The 662-nt window shown below is 63.4% G+C and carries 1 protein-coding gene; it reads left to right on the forward strand.

Annotated elements, in window-relative coordinates:
• Positions 1 to 384, forward strand: a 384-nt coding sequence (locus I6F47_RS20465) for a hypothetical protein (protein WP_197184477.1), incomplete at its 5' end; no start/stop codon positions are given.
• Positions 385 to 662: the final 278 nt, after the last annotated feature.

The raw sequence follows: 662 nt of genomic DNA on the forward strand, positions 1-662 counted from the left end.
GACACCCGCCCCCAGTTCGAAGACGCCTGCTGGGCCCACTACCAGGGGCTGAAGGCGCGAGGCTGGTCGCACCCGGAAGAGGGTGATCCGAACAGCCGGGAGGCCCTGTTCTGGCGCGAAGCGAACGGCCAGTACGGCGTCCGGCAGATCGAGGCAGCATGGCGGGGGTGGTTGATGCGGGAGGCGGCCGAGGGTTGGGTAGAACCCGGCGGTTTCGGTCTCGGCACTACGGTGGACATCATGCTGACCGACGGCAGCGTGCTGTGCGGCTGCATCCCGCAGATGGACGGTGACCTCTGGTGGCACGGGGCCGACACGGGCGCGAAGTTCATCGACCCGGTGTACACCAGCATCCTGAAGTGTCGAGTGTCGCAAAACGTTTAGTGTTTTTGCGCAAACGCGATATACTGCACGCCGCCAGCCAGAATTCCCCGTCACCCGCAGAGCCGCACGGTGGGGGCCTGACACCCCCATTTTTGCGGATGGGGTACAGGCTGGCGCTCCGTCAGGTCTCCACCATGCGGCGCCTTGCAGAAAGGTCGCCAGCCTTGTTCTCTCCTACCAAATTCCCCTGTACCGCCTGGTACGTCACCGCTTCGCTGAACGTGAAGCAGTTGTCTGTCTGCGGTGTCTATCCTGGCTCCATCAAGGGATACTTCAAC

Source organism: Pseudoalteromonas sp. NZS37, assembly GCF_015864265.1.
Classification (GTDB): domain Bacteria; phylum Pseudomonadota; class Gammaproteobacteria; order Enterobacterales; family Alteromonadaceae; genus Pseudoalteromonas; species Pseudoalteromonas arctica.